Here is a 14637-nt window from a genome sequence, read left to right on the forward strand (position 1 = left end):
ATTAACTTTATTTAAACTTAGGTTTAGTGGTGCTAGTTAATAACCTAGCGTTAATTAATATAGCTTCTCATTTAACACTCGCCAGTTAAAAAACAAAAAACATTAAAGAAAACTTAAAAAATCTTTCACTAACACTCAAGCAAAGAGAGAAGTCAATTTATTATCAATAACTTGACAACCAACGACTACAAACAAAAAACAGTCCAAAACTTGTTAAAAAAGCACGTTCTCATTCAAGTAAAACCAGGTGTAATAAGGTGTAATGGAAAACACCGGATTTTCTCCTAAAGTTGATTAGATTTAGCTTGATACTGCGAACAAGTATTCATACAGAGACAAATTCAAAAATTAGGAACAAGAAAACAAACTAAATACAAAGGAGGGTTTAGACATAAACATATCCACCAAATTAAATTACCACACTCAAGTTAGTTAGTGAGGTTTTGCTTGCATATTTTCTATAGCACCACCTCTCTAAGGTGTGGTTCAACCTGAATTTTAAATGCGTATACAATAAATACGCAAAGATAAAGGAATAAATGTAATGAACGATTTTAATGCGTCCGACTGGATGCAAAATAGCCTCCCCTTGATTGGCAATCGCAAGCTTGTCGACATTTGTATTACTGGTTCACATGACTCTGGAATGAGCCTGATCCAGGATGGCACAGTTGGCTCTAATCAATGTAATACCCAGACGCAAACTTATAACGTGGGTCAACAATTGGCACTTGGTGCCAGATACTTCGACATTCGCCCTATCATTGGCAGTGGTGACTATTACACCGGGCATTATTCAAAAATATCAATTCCCCTGTATGGTGACTCAATGCAAGGATCCAGAGGGCAATCGATTGAGAACATTGTTAACGAGATAAACGCGTTTACGGAACAACATGCAGAGCTGGTTATTTTAAACCTGTCTCACGATATGGACACCGACAGTGGTAATGAAAATTATCCTTCATTTACGCAAACTCAGTGGAATGGCTTATTTGAGGCGTTGGCACAACTCCAGGCACTTTACATCACCAGCCCGGATGAGAATTTCTGTCAGTCTACATTAAATAGCATGATTGGAGATGGCAAAGCCAAAGTCATCGTGATCGTTGAACCAGATAACGTCGACCTCGGAACTTACCTGGGGAAAGGCTTCTATCCTTATGCCAACTTCAAGGTATACAACGAATATGCCGATACCAGTGATTTTACCAAAATGGTAAACGATCAATTTGCCAAAATGGAATCTGTCAGAAGCCAGTCGGGGTACTTTTTACTGTCATGGACGCTGACACAGGGCGCTGAAGAAGTTGTTGCCTGCCTGCTCTCCGGTGACGCAGAGTCAATCCGCAACGCCGCTAATAAAGCCAATGCACAGCTGCCATCACTCATAGCCCAACATACAACCCCTAAGCTCTATCCAAATATCATTTATACGGATAACATCATTGACGATATTTGCGCACAAGCTGCCATGTCAATCAATGAAAAAGCTGAGCCTTAACGTGAGGCAAGCAGGTTGCTGAATACACGAAAGCCAAAAGGACTCGCGACCCAGCTACCTTTGGTGTTATCACAGCCTGCCAGAGTGCCTGGCCTTCAGGCACTCACACTCAGACCTTATTGATATTCAATCGTCCATTTCGCGTTATTATTATTCGCTTTGCCATAACGATTTAGGTGTAACTGTTGTGAGCTGGTGTCGAGCCAGACGTACTGATCCCAACGCGTGTTCTTGAGATTCCATACACCGCCCTGATCTATCAACGAGAACCCAGAATCCTCGGCAGAATCCCACAATTTTACGTAACCACTGAAAGAAGCGCTGTAGCTGAGGAACAATTCAGCATTGTATCGACTTCGAAAATACACTTGCTGATCTTTACCTGTTACACCCACAAATGCCAAAGGGTGTGCACCACTGGCTTTTAGTCTTGCGTTATTTTCTAACCCTGACTCACTCGATACAGCAAGCCCAGTTTCGGCGCTTTTCAGGATCATCGCCTGGCCAGCATCTGCTGGTAAATCTGGCGCTGTCCAGCCATCAGGAGCAGTTTTCCAAAATGGTGACTTCCATTTCCAGTTATACGGCATATCCATCAGTGGATCGTTTAGGTCTTCGTAACCTTCGACGGCTTCAACATTATACAGACACTGACGACGCTCTTCGTCTAACTGGGCAACACGCTCTAGCTGACTAACCGTGCCAACATTCAGCTCGGCCATACATTGCTCCAGACTCTTGCCCTTGCCAGATTCACCAGGTGCCAACACATACGTGTGATCACGGCGGCTTTCATCGTCATACCATTGACGCATGGCCGTTTCATCGAAAGATAGCCAGGCGTTAACCAGCATTTGTGCCTGTGCTCGTGCATAGCTTTCTCTTTGCTCAACCGGAGTTGCCATAGTGCGAATAAACGCAGCCCACAGATCTTTACTCGCTTCCAGCGCCACCAGTGCAACCGGTTTCATGTTGCTGGGACGGTAACCCTCCCAGCTGCCATCTGTGCGTGTGCCCGGATGCCAGATCACATCGCCACTTTCATAGCTAATTGCATCGCCCGTTGCGTGGGTATGCTGCTCAGCACCTTCAGAACATAAATAAGCCTTTACCTGCCAGACTGTTTCATAGTTATCCTCAGGCAGGCGTACGGTGTGCTCCGGACTGAATGAGTCCTGGAACAGATGCACGGCACGGCCAAACAGGAAATAGTTATGGTCTACGGTGACAGCACTGGCGTAACCGCCACCATCCCACACCTTGATCTGCTTACTTTGCGCCATGGCAGCATTAACAAAGTGATCAATAAAACGTGCCTGTCCGCGCTTAGCCGCATCCACACCACCTGCGCCCCCTACATCATCATAACGACGCATAAAGTGATCCTGCTGTAAGTCGGCAGGCTCCTGAGCCACGGCGTTAAAACAATTTGGGCCGGTCGGATCTATGCTGGCATTGGTGACGTTAAAACCGGCGATATCAACCCAGCGCTCACCGACAATGGCCGCGAAAATTGCATCATATTCAGAGTAGTAGGTGTTGTCATTACGACGGTTAGCGAGAATTTTAGCCACTTCCGTTTGAGCAATATTCAGTTCCGTTGATTTCGCGAGGCCCTGACCCCAGCTCAGGCGGGGATCATTCGCATCTTCTACCTTAGTGTCTTGTGACAACAGCTCAAGGGCGGAGGTTCTGGTGAGCCACTCGTGACCAATGGGCATAACGCCGCTGCCGCCTAACTGGGTAAATGCGCTGACTTGAGTATTTGCTGCCACTGCAACAACACAGGCAAGATGTTTTAACTTCATAATTACTCCTTAACTAATTTTGCATCAGCATTGTCACATAATTGAAATATGAAATCTTTAATAAAAGCATAAAAAATTCATAAAAATTAAGTAATTTAGAATGTTAAATGAGCAACCCCGGTTTGGTTAGTATATAAATTCAACAGAAAACGGTCTTACAAGAACCAAGTGCTTAACATTTATGAACTGGCTAAACACCATGGTGCCGGAGGTAACAAAGTTCAGCTGGGGGTTAGCTAAAAAGGCAACAGCAAAGTAAGAAAAGGGAAACATAGTTCCCTTTCCACCTTACTCAGTGGTCAGTTTCGAGTGCGTTGTGTTAGCGTAAATCTGCCGGTGTGGGGTAATCCGGGTGTTCAACATTTCGATGCGACCAGACAGCGGGGATAGGTGATTCGCGCTTCTCTTCAATCATAGTGACCAAAGTTGACAAGTCATACTCTGGTTCACCATAGTATTCCAGCCAGCCTGCGGGCACGTCCTGAGGATCTGCCGCCTTGATCACATGGGCCATCCATTGTTTTCTGAGTTCGGCCCATTGCGCTGTTTGCATAGCACTTTCGGCTATACCCTCAACCGGCCGCAGTTCAATGTAAATTGTGCGGCGCGGGCCTTCACTTCTTTTTGGCTCAGAGCTGTGCAATATCATCATATCCTGTACCAAAATATCACCCGCTTTGGCTGGTTGCTGCACAACACCCGGAATATCCCAGCCGTGCTGACTGGACAGCTCATAAATATCTAACACCTTATGCTGAGTATCAGGCACATATCTTAAGCAGCCATCATCCAGATCGGCATCGTCCAGATACACACCTACATTTAAATAAGGGTAGTTACGCGGGTGTGGCGCGCCATGATGCCAGGCAATATGGGGATGTGGATGCGGATACTTGTAAACCAAATCAAGCTGCATAGGCACACAGCCTAACCCCACCATCTTTTCGCAGATGGCCATCATTGTTGGGCTGGCCAGCAGTTCCAGTACCAGTTCAGGGTCGTCAAACAGCAGATCATTGTAACGAAACAGCTTAGGTTCGTCCGACTCCGTAGATAAAAAATACTGATTGCGCAGCGCGCCTTTTGCCAGGTCAGCCTTTGCCGAGTCTTCCAACCTGACCGATAAGTCTCTCAGACGCGCTAACAAATTTTGCGACAATGCCTGTTCAAAGCGCACAAACCCATTTTGCTCGTAAAAGCTCAGCTTTTCCTTTTCTATTGATAGCATAACCAAACTCTTTCTATATTAATAACCAACAAGTTAGCTTGGCTCAATATGGTAAAAATAGCAATTACGCTTAGTTACGCGACATGGCTCCCAGCGTTATTCTAACGACGCTTCCAAAGCGGACTGTACATGGATGCGCGTCGTATCATAAACCGGTATGTCCGTATCTGAGTCACGAATAAGTAAAGCTATTTCGGTGCACCCCAGTATCACCGCCTCGGCCCCTGACGCCTTCAATGAAGCAATGATCCGTAAATAATCTTCACGAGATTTATCCAGTACTTTACCCAGACATAACTCCTGATAAATCACATCATGTACCTTTTGCTGATCAGACTCGTTGGGGACACACACTTCAAGGCCAAACTTTTTCTCCAGACGGGTTCGGTAAAAGGCTTCCTGCATCGTAAATCGAGTCCCGAGCAGCCCCACTTTTTTGACCTTGTCCCGCACCAGCACCCGACCAGTCGCATCCGCAATGTGCAAAAGTGGAATACTGATGGCCTGTTGTACTTCGTCTGCCACTTTATGCATGGTATTAGTGCAGATCAGCACAAACTCCGCGCCCGCCGCTTCAACAGATTGCGCTGCAGTTGCCAGCAAGTCGGCAGCAGCTTGCCAATCCCCTCTGTGCTGCTGCGCTTCAACCTCAGCAAAATCAACACTAACCAAAACGATTTTCGCAGAGTGCAATCCTCCCAGCTGAGCTTTGACTCCTTCATTCAATAAGGAGTAATAGCTCACAGTTGACTCCCAACTCATGCCACCTATCAGGCCGATTGTCTTCATTTTGTCTGTCCTGTTGTTCTCATACTTGTTACCTCAGACTCTCACAAGTAGCGGATAAATTGCAGCTTTTTTATTACCTTAATCAGCATATTCAAACAGACGACAACAACCAACAGACGGTGTCATCATTTCGTTATTGTACCCGTTTAGATTAGTCCTCGCAGTTTTCATGCTTAATCAGCCAGAGCTCGCCACCTCTGTATTGCGTGCTCTGGCCACAATAATTAGAAAGGATCAAACAATGAAATGTGGTACAAAAAGTCTGCTGGCATTATCTGTGGTATTCGCTCTGACAGCCTGTGATGGCGATGACGGGAAAGACGGCCAGGCAGGAACCAATGGCACAGATGGTCTAAACGGCAATGCTGGGCAAACAGGCAACAAAGGCTCTGATGGTGCTGACGGGCTGATCAGCCTGGTGAACCAGGCAAGCTTAACGATGGGCAATGAATACTGCTATTTTGGTGGCGTTGCGCTGCAATCAGGTATCGATAAGGATAGTGATGGCGCGCTGAGCGAGTCTGAGATCAGCCAAACCAACTATGTATGCCAACCCTCCCCGATGACAAATCAGGGGTCGCCACTGCCTTATACAGCAATGCGCAGCGACCTGCAAAATGGTGATATTGCAGGCAGTACCTTTGAAGTACGCAACGGCGGATATGGTTCAGACATGGTTGCTCACCCCACCAATAATACCCAATTCTATGCACTGACCGATCGTGGCCCCAATGCCACCTACACAGGTGACTACGGCAAAGGTAAAAAGTTTCCGACCCCAAACTACACGCCCCGTATCGGCTTATTTGAGCTACAAAATAATGGCCAGATAATTAAACTAAAAGAGATCTTGCTCAAACGTCCCGATGGCACGCCAATCACAGGCCTGCCAAACAGTTCAGATCTCGGCGGGACAGGTGAAACCCCTTACGATGCAGACGGCGCACCCATTTTGGTTGATAACACACAACCTTATGATGCACAGAATAACCCGCTCAAACTTGACGACTATGGGCTGGATGGCGAAGGTCTTGTTGCCCTAAAGGATGGCAGTTTCTGGATCAGTGATGAATATGGCCCACATATCGTTCATTACGATGCCAATGGTGTTGAACTATCCCGTATCAATGCATTCGCTGAAGATGACCGCGTAGCGCTGCACTTGCCTGCTGAGTTTGCTAATCGACGTGCAAACCGGGGCATGGAAGGCCTGGCCATTACACCGGACGAAAAAACCCTGATCGGTGTGATGCAATCGACTTTATATAACCCGTCAAAAGCCGTGAAAGACCTGGATATTGTTCGTATTGTGACGGTTAATCTGGAAACCAAAGCGGTAGGACAATACTTATATAAGCAGGAAAAAAATCAGAACTCAAATTCAGGGATCGTCGCCCTGTCAGCGTCAGAGTTTCTGGTCATTGAACGCGATGGTGCATTTTATAACACGACGCCAGACGCGATGAAGCGCATTTATAAAATCAACCTGAACGATGCCACTAATCTGGAAGAAATCGACTCCTCACCACAGCTGATGCAGGATGAACAGCTCGGGTTAGTGATGAACGGCAAGACCCTGGAAGAGGTCGTCCTGGAACAAGGCTGGGAAGCTTTAAACGGCGCAGGGATCGTGCCTGTGAGCAAATCTCTGGTGCTCGATCTGGTTGAGCAGATTAGCTATCCGCACGATAAACTTGAAGGTATGTGGTTAATTGATAACTCCAGACTGGGTGTACTGAACGATGACGACTTTGCCACCTGGTCCACTAATGGCATGCTTGAGCAGAAATACCTCGATGCCGGCAAAACACAAGTGGATGGTAATCGCCTGTACTTATTTGAAGGGCTCTCGCTCTCGAAATAAGGCGTAAGCTGGCCTTATAGCAAAGCCAGGATAAAACCTGGCTTTGCTGATTTTACAAATGTCGACGTCACCCAGGCAGTTAGAAATCGTAAGTCGGACAGCCCTTTTGCACATCGGTTAGCTCGGGTAAGCACTGAATCGCATTTTGCGTATACCACCAGCCGCCGGCAACCTTAGGCGTCATTGCTCCTGGTAACGCCTTGGTATCCGCCGTCAGGCCTTTGAGTTTTCTTTTGCTTAATTTCAGTTTCATTACAATGTTCCTTATATAGAGAAAACTCAATTATGAACACAGCAAACCTGAGCATGTCAACAAATTGAAAAAAATATATTTATTACGTTAATGATTACTGTGCTTTAAGCGCGTTTATCAGCGTATCGATATCTGAGCGACTGACCCCCAGGTGAGTGACCAGTCTCATCCCCTGATAGCCAGGTGTGATCTGGATCCCCTGTTCGAGCAAGTTCTTGGCCATCAGCTGAATATCAACCTCTCTGCCAACATCCACATACACCAGGTTAGTTTGAACCGGGTAAGCAGACGCATCAAATCCGTTCACTTCATTAAGACGCTGTGCAAGATAGCGCGCATTGTCATGATCTTCACGCAAGCGCTCGACGTTGTTTTCCAGCGCATACTGGCCAGCAGCCGCCAGAATCCCTGCCTGACGCATGCCGCCACCGAGCATTTTTCTCAGCCGTCTTGCCTTGTTAATCAGTGCCTTGCTGCCCAAAAGCAAAGAACCAATGGGCGCGCCCAAACCTTTAGACAAGCAAATTGTCATAGAATCAAAATGCGCTGCAATAGCCCGAATATCGACTTCCAGTGCGACTGCCGCGTTATAGACCCGGGCACCATCAAGATGTAGCTGCAAACTGTGCTGATCGCAAAATGCACGAGCCTGAGCTAAATAGTCCAAACTTAGCACCTTGCCGCCAATGGTATTTTCCAGGCTCAACAGCCTGGTGCGGGCAAAGTGAAAGTCATCGGGCTTGATATAAGTGGCCATCTTTTGCAAATCCAGGCTGCCGTCGGGTTCATTCTCCACAGGCTGCGGCTGAACCGAGCCCAGCACTGCCGCGCCACCAGCTTCATACCGATAGTTATGTGCGCTTTGCCCGCATAAATACTCATCTCCGCGCTCACAATGCGCCAGTATCGCCAGTAAATTAGCCTGAGTGCCTGAGCTGACAAACACCGCCGCCTCAAACCCATGACGCTGCGCCGCAAACTGTTCCAAATAGTTAACCGTAGGGTCATCCCCGTAGACATCATCGCCTACTCCTGCCTCAACCATAGCCTGAAGCATGGATTTACACGGTTTGGTAACGGTATCGGACCTGAAATCTATCATTGTTGTTCTTCCTGTTTACGGCGATATTGAACCGCCAGTAAAAAACATTTTTTGCTTTTACACAAGCAAGACACGGCGACTTGTGTTACTCACCCACATAACGCTTTTCAACCCGCCAGGGCGGGTTAAGTCGATTCTCACCAGCCCAGTATAATTTGATTTTGTTACCGGACGGATCAGCCACTATGGCTTCACGCCATAGGTAAGACTCGTCGGTTGGTGCTTGTAATAAACTGATGCCGCGCGATTCTATCATCGCAATCCAATCCTCAAGCGCTTCGTGCTCAAAATAAATCGTAGTATTGTGAAGAATATCGTCCTCACACAGAGACAATGAGAAAGTCGCCTCTCCTTCGGGGCAAACAAAACGAGCATAGTGGGGCGTATCGACTATTTGGGTAAAGCCCAGTTTAAGATAAAACTCGACGGCCTGCTGCATATTATGGACGCTCATCGTTACCTGATTTAAATTCATGTTCTCTCCTTTTTGGTCGTCACAACGCGATATCACGCTGAAAGAAAACCGAGAATAGAACCTCAACATAACTTTAGGTCAATACTTTGATATAAACTTTTGAAAGAGGGCAATACATAATCAGCACCATGCCGAAATAGGGGCTGATTTTCATCCCTGTCAACGATCCCGAATTTAGCACTGAATGACGGAGGTAGAGAGGTACCTGTATTAAAGATGCGAAATGAAAAGATGGCTGACAGGTTCTGTCTATCAGCCACATGAGGAAACTCTATTGCCAGGCACCCCAAAATCATCATTTCAGGGGCGTCTGGTGAGCCTAAGCCTTAGCCTGTGACTCAGTCAGGTGATGTTGTGCCGCCAGACCTCTGTCTTCGAGGATCACATACAGACACGGTAAGATAAACAACACCAGAAAAGACGACGCTGCAATACCAAACAGCAAACTCACCACCAGAGGCTGTAAGATCTGAGCCTGCAAGCTGGTTTCAAGCAGCAATGGTAACATACCCGCAACGGTCGTCGCTGTGGTAATAAACACCGCCCGAAAACGTTCCCTCGCCGCCTGCACCGCAGCCTGATGCGCATCCAGCCCCTGCTTTTGATGTTCCTTGATATAAGTCACCAGCAAGATGGAGTCATTCACCACAATACCGGCCAGCGAGACAAACCCCATCATACTTGGAATGGTAAAGTCATATCCCAGCAATACATGTCCCCAGAGTGCCCCGATCAGCGCCAGGGGGATCGCCAGCATAACCATCACAGGCTCCATATAACTTCTGAACTGAAAACTCAGAATAATAAAAACCCCTACCAGCCCCATCAGAAACTTTTTACCAATTGACGACCCTGTGCTGCCACCCTCTTTCACTTCGCCTTCGTAACTCACAGATAACGAAGGATATTCAATCAGTAAAGGGGCAACCACAGCTTTGTCGACTGCCGCAATGATCTCTCCGGTATTGGCAATCGCAGCATCCACATCACCAATAATGGTGACTGACCGCTGACCATCTACCCGATTAATGCGGGCATAGCCTCGCGCCGGAATAAGCTCCGCGACGGCCGATAATGGCAGTTGTCTGCCGTCAGCGAGGGTGATGGGGTAATTCTGTAACTGCCACCAGGACGATTTATCTTCTTTTCTGAGTCGTACATCCAGCTCGATGGTTTCATCGCCGCGCTGAAACTCATCGGCTTTTTGACCAAAAAAAGCGGTTCTCAGCTGATTAGCTATGGTTGCGCCGTCCACGCCCAGCGACATTGCTCCGGGCAAAAGGCGCACCATCCACTCTTCTTTGCCCGGACGCAGGTCATCCATCAGGTTCTGCACACCGTCATATTCGGCCAGTGCCTGCTGAATAGCAAATGACGCGCTCGATAACATAGCAAGATCATCACCATATAATCGGATTTCTATCGCGCGCCCGGCTGGGCCCACAGCTGGCTGCTTAAATGCCAGTGCCAACGCGCCGGGGATCTCGCCAACCGCATCGCGCCAGCGGTCCTGTAACTCAAGCAGGCTGGTGCTTCGGGTTTCGGCCGTAAGCAAATCAGCACGCACGGTAGCAACATGTGTTCCCTCTTCACCGGCATCCTGGTTACTGTTGTACTCAACAATGACGTTTTGGACCAACGCCTGCTGGTGTGGCTGCGCAGGTGTATACTCCTGGTTTAATTCGTTCAGTTCATGCACTGCACGGGTAACCAGCTGCTCCGTTTCATACAGTGGCGTGCCCTGGGGCATCAGCAGTCGCATTTCAAGAATGTCTCCCTCCAACTCAGGAAATGCCTTAAACTTCAAAAACCCACCCGCCATCAATGAAATGCTCAGAAAAAACACAGCCAGCACCGCACCGACCGCGGCATAGCGATAAGTTACGGCACGCTCAACCCATTCCACCAGCACCTCAGTGCGAAAACGCTCAAAGCGTTGATTGAAGCGCATTTTGAATCCTGATGCCGTTTCATCCTGCTTGTTGTGTAAAGAATGCAACAAGTGATTAGGCAGAATAAGGAAAGCCTCAACCAGGCTCACAACCAATACCGCCAGTAACATCTGTGGGAACACTTTCATGATCTGACCAATATCACCCGCAATAAATGCCAAGCCGACGAACACCGAGGCCGTAGTTAAAAAGGAAGACAAAACACCCGGCGCGACCTGCTTAACGCCTTTAATAACGCCCTCATCAATGTCTTCACCTCGTTCTACATGACTGGCAATGCTTTCAGCAATTACGATCGCATCATCCATCAGTATTCCGATGGCCATCAACATACCAACCATAGAGATCATGTTGATGCTGACCCCGAGCACTGTCATCAACCAAAATGCGCCGAGAAAAGAAATAGGCAGCCCCATCGACACCCAGAATGAATAGCGCCAGGTAAAGAACAGCCACATCACGGCAAACACCAGTAAAAAGCCCTGCCATGAATTGGTACTGAGCATGGCTAAACGGTCCGAGACAATTTTGGCCTGATCTGAGGTCAGTGCCATTTCGATCCCAGCCGGAATTTGCTGTCGTTCCCGTTCAACAAACTGATAAACCTGCTCCACCAAATCAAGTGCATCCTGCGCTTTGGTTTTCTTGATTTTAAGCAACGCGGCGGGTTTGCCATTGAACTCAACTTTCGCTTCGTCCAGTTCAAAGCGCTCTATAACTTGCCCTAGGTCTTTAAGCTTTAACTGCCCACCTGACTGAGTACTGGCGATCACCAACTCGCCGAGCTCTTTGGCTGTCACCCCTTGCTGATCAAAGCGAATTTGCAGCGTTTTGCCTTTGGTTTCTAAGTTACCAGCGGGCAGTTTAATGTTTTGTCTTTCAATATGATTAACCACATCGTTTATCGACAACCCATACTGGCGTAGTAGTGACAAAGACAGTTCAACTCTGAGCTGACGGTCTGAAAAGCCGTGGATCTCAACCAGAGAAATATCGGGCAATCTCTGGAGTTTGCGCTTTACCGACTCAGCGTAGTCTTTAAGCTCTGCTGCCGGCAGGTCCGCACTGATGGCTAAGGTAATGAGTGACTCCGTCCGGCCAAGCTCTTTGATCACCGGGCTTTCGGCCTTGTCCGGAAAAGTATCTATGGCATCGACCTCGGTTTTTACATCCGACATCAGCCGGGTGATATCACCGCCTTCTTGTATCTCAACAACCATTTTGGCCATGCTTTCGCGCGCTTCACAGCTGATCTGCTCTATGTCGCTCAGCCCATCCATAGCCTCTTCCAGGGACACACATAAAGCAAGTTCAGACTCTTCCGGGTTAGCACCCGGATACGGCACACTGACCTGAATCTGGCTGGGCGCAATTTCAGGAAAGGTTTCTCGTTTTAGCTGGGGAAGCGCACTCAGCCCAAGCACAATGATGGCCAGCATCAGCAGATTGGCCGCGGTCGGGTGGCGGGCAAAATAAGCAATCATAACGCCTGCTCCTGATCCGCCTGTGCTTGAGTACGCAGTGCACGGCCAGGGACCGCCGGGATCACATCACTCAGCACCACTACATCACCTTCGCTGACACCGCTTCGGATCACAGTACGGCCATTGGATTCAAATGCGACTTCAACATGGCGGATCACCAGTTTGCCGTTTTCCAGCAGATAAAGCCTGCTACCGTGCAGCGCATCAGATGGTACCGACAATAAAGGTCGCGCAGCACCTTTTACTTTTACCTGTACATACATATCGCTGATCAAAGGCGGTCGTTTACCCGGCTCAAAAGCTTTGTAGTCAAACGCAACATCAACAATAAGAGTGACCGTATTTCCCTGCGGGTCGATACTTTCACCGACGCTGGTGAGTTTGCCTTGCCAGCTAAACTGCTTGTTACCAATATATAAGCTGGCCTCAGCGTTCAGGTCCCAGGTTTGTACATCCGGGAATTCACCTTCAATTAACTGAGGTGACAGATACTGGCCAAAGTGACGCATATCACTCAGTGCAACCTGGACGGGAATTTCCATCAGATCAGTCCGGTGTGCTGTCACCAGGCTCTCACGCTCGGCCACCACCTGTTGCATTTCCACCGTTTCTTCAGCGATACGCGCGTCAAAAGGTAAAATAATGGTGGTTTTTGCCAGTTTTCGCTCTGCCTCACTCAATCTGGCCTGTGCCAGCTTCACTTTTGCCTCTGCCACCGCCATGTTGTCAGGATGCTGATCAACGGCATTGCGAACATCAAGCACTTTTTGTTCCTGAGCCCAGACATTCGCCTGCTCGGCATCAACCGTAGAGACTGACACTGAACCTGATTTAAGCAGGCCTTGCTTGCGCTTGAGCTCTTTTTGTAACACGCTCAGGCGCTGCTCTTCCAGACGCAGTGATAAAACGAGCTTTTCATCATTAAGCTGGGTACGGGACAATTCGGCCCTGGCTGAATTTAAATCGGAGCGGGCCTGTGCCAGCTTAAGCTCATAGTCTATCGGGTCAATTTTTAGCAACACAGTGCCGGCTTTAAGCGCCTTGCCCTTCTCCAATTTAGGATGTCGATAAATAACCCGGCCACTGACCTCCGACAGCGCCTGCCAGCGCTCTTTAGGACGCACTCGCCCAAACCCCGTCACATAGGGTTCAATTGGGGTATTTTTAACCTCTGCGGTCTCAACCAATAATGCATCTGTGCCATTGCTGTGTTTTTGAGGTGATTTTTTGCCCGATGCCAGGGCGATTAAAATCAAAATGCCCAGAGCTGGTAATATCAGCAACCAGCGCCTTTGTTGCCAGTTAATCTTCATGTTTCTCTCGCTCTTTAAAACACCCGTACTTAAACATGTTGGCATTATGGGTTGCCATTTTTGCCAGTTGTTCATCGTCAAACTCTATGCCCATGGCTTTGGCCATGCCTTCACGCATATACCAGGGAAAAATCAACAAACCCATGAGGTTTAAAATGAGTAACCTGTCGTCCAGCTCTTCTTTTAACAGCCCCTGCTGCTTAAACTGAGCCAGCATGCTAAAGAAAAAAGGCTTGCGACTGTTTTGTAGCGTGTCTATCAGATACTCGCGGCAAATGCCCTGCTCCAGCACGATTTCTTTGAACATCAAAATTGGAAATGATGGAGACTGTTTAATCACGTCATAAAAGATGTGAAAGACATCTTCCACATCGAATGCTCTGTCCTGGTCAATGGCCTGCTCAATACCGGCAATCACTTCACCAGTGACTTCCATAAACATCGCCTTATACAGACCTTCTTTGTTCTCAAAGTAGTAGCGGATCAGCGCCGCATCCACACCAGCCTCTTGTGCCAGCATACGTGTGGTTACCTGCGAATAAGGTGCTGTGGTAAAACAGCGCCGGGCGGCCAGCACCAGACGTGCTCTGCCATCTTCATCGTTTTTATCGGGACGACCTCGGGTTTTCATATTGCTCCTGTCTGCGCCTGCTCATATCCTGAAATCGAACATAAAGAAGGCGATTAATTCAACACCTGATGAATAAACCAATTCTAGGGCACTGATAAATTTTGACCACAGAAACAATTCTCCAAATCACACAGCTTTGATGAATAGCAAACAAAGTGAGATACGCGTTTTTTGCTCCAGCCCCTTCAACACTGAGGTGTTTATAACCAAACAACGCCGACCTACGTATTTCAT

The 14637-nt window shown here is 47.9% G+C and carries 11 protein-coding genes; 2 read left to right on the plus strand and 9 right to left on the minus strand.

Translation table 11 applies throughout. The features are described 5' to 3' along the window. Nucleotides 1-544 precede the first annotated feature (544 nt). The gene (locus MHN31_RS01025; protein ID WP_239443198.1) at nt 545-1504 is read left to right on the plus strand and encodes a hypothetical protein; all 960 of its coding nucleotides are present in this window, start codon (nt 545-547) and stop codon (nt 1502-1504) included. Between the two features lie 116 nt (nt 1505-1620). On the opposite strand, the gene MHN31_RS01030 is transcribed toward MHN31_RS01025, so the two are convergent. From MHN31_RS01030 to MHN31_RS01040, 3 genes are all read right to left on the minus strand, one after another. Continuing rightward, nucleotides 1621-3312, minus strand: a complete 1692-nt coding sequence (locus MHN31_RS01030; protein WP_239443199.1) for a hemolysin D — start codon at nt 3310-3312, stop codon at nt 1621-1623. 319 nt (nt 3313-3631) lie between these two features. Further along, nucleotides 3632-4540, minus strand: coding sequence for a phytanoyl-CoA dioxygenase family protein (locus tag MHN31_RS01035; protein WP_239443200.1), 909 nt, complete (start codon nt 4538-4540; stop codon nt 3632-3634). 96 nt (nt 4541-4636) lie between these two features. After that, nucleotides 4637-5329 carry an aspartate/glutamate racemase family protein gene (locus tag MHN31_RS01040; protein ID WP_194867115.1) on the minus strand — a complete coding sequence of 231 codons (693 nt, stop codon included), beginning with the start codon at nt 5327-5329 and terminating at the stop codon, nt 4637-4639. A 241-nt stretch (nt 5330-5570) separates the two neighbouring features. Here MHN31_RS01040 and MHN31_RS01045 point away from each other — a divergent pair, with 241 nt between their 5' ends. Then, a complete protein-coding gene (locus MHN31_RS01045; protein WP_239443201.1) occupies nt 5571-7193 on the plus strand; it encodes an esterase-like activity of phytase family protein in 1623 nt (540 codons plus the stop codon). A 79-nt stretch (nt 7194-7272) separates the two neighbouring features. On the opposite strand, the gene MHN31_RS01050 is transcribed toward MHN31_RS01045, so the two are convergent. The 6 genes from MHN31_RS01050 to MHN31_RS01075 all read right to left on the minus strand — a co-directional run bounded on the left by MHN31_RS01050 (nt 7273) and on the right by MHN31_RS01075 (nt 14403). Beyond that, nucleotides 7273-7446, minus strand: coding sequence for a hypothetical protein (locus MHN31_RS01050; protein ID WP_157576946.1), 174 nt, complete (start codon nt 7444-7446; stop codon nt 7273-7275). 94 nt (nt 7447-7540) lie between these two features. Then, nucleotides 7541-8548 carry a low-specificity L-threonine aldolase gene (ltaE, locus tag MHN31_RS01055; RefSeq protein ID WP_239443202.1) on the minus strand — a complete coding sequence of 336 codons (1008 nt, stop codon included), beginning with the start codon at nt 8546-8548 and terminating at the stop codon, nt 7541-7543. A gap of 85 nt (nt 8549-8633) precedes the next feature. Then, nucleotides 8634-9023 (minus strand): VOC family protein, encoded by a 390-nt coding sequence (locus MHN31_RS01060; RefSeq protein WP_125557254.1) that lies wholly within the window; start codon nt 9021-9023, stop codon nt 8634-8636. Nucleotides 9024-9342: 319 nt separating this feature from the next. Next, entirely contained in the window at nt 9343-12459 is a 3117-nt protein-coding gene (locus tag MHN31_RS01065; protein ID WP_239443203.1) for an efflux RND transporter permease subunit, read from the minus strand. After that, entirely contained in the window at nt 12456-13772 is a 1317-nt protein-coding gene (locus MHN31_RS01070) for a hypothetical protein (protein WP_125557258.1), read from the minus strand. The genes MHN31_RS01065 and MHN31_RS01070 overlap by 4 nt, the downstream gene beginning before the upstream one ends. Next, the gene (locus tag MHN31_RS01075; protein WP_239443204.1) at nt 13762-14403 is read right to left on the minus strand and encodes a TetR/AcrR family transcriptional regulator; all 642 of its coding nucleotides are present in this window, start codon (nt 14401-14403) and stop codon (nt 13762-13764) included. The genes MHN31_RS01070 and MHN31_RS01075 overlap by 11 nt, the downstream gene beginning before the upstream one ends. Between the last annotated feature and the right edge of the window lie 234 nt (nt 14404-14637).

It is taken from the genome of Pseudoalteromonas sp. McH1-42, from assembly GCF_022347845.1.
Classification (GTDB): domain Bacteria; phylum Pseudomonadota; class Gammaproteobacteria; order Enterobacterales; family Alteromonadaceae; genus Pseudoalteromonas; species Pseudoalteromonas rubra_D.